At 45.1% G+C, this 337-nt stretch carries 1 protein-coding gene; it reads left to right on the top strand.

What is annotated here, in order from left to right; genetic code table 11:
* Positions 1-337: outer membrane beta-barrel protein (locus BWI97_RS26105; protein ID WP_158242861.1), on the top strand; the 337-nt coding region annotated here is incomplete at both ends.

Genomic DNA, 337 nt, shown 5'->3' with positions numbered 1-337 from the left:
TACTACCAGAATCAAAAATCTGGAATCAGAGTTATAGCGGTCAAATGAACGTAAAACTGCCCTGGGAGGCGTACTTCAATGCTACGTTTGACTACCGGCTTTATAAGAATGATCGTTTCGGTTTAAATCAGAACATTCCGATTCTGAATCTGGCGGTATATAAGTTACTGGGTAAGGCTAAGAAGTCAGAAGTACGTCTTTCGGCATATGACTTGTTCCGCAGAAACTTGGGCATTACGCAGGGAGCTTCGGGTAACTACTTCACGCAGACGCGGGTGGAAACGATTACCCGTTATTTCATGCTAAGCTACACCTACAACATGCGGGGTGTGAAGGC

This window comes from Siphonobacter sp. BAB-5405, assembly GCF_002872335.1.
GTDB lineage: Bacteria > Bacteroidota > Bacteroidia > Cytophagales > Spirosomataceae > Siphonobacter.
The sequence above is the reverse complement of the archived record's forward strand: the minus strand, read 5'-3'. Positions and strand labels throughout refer to the sequence as shown.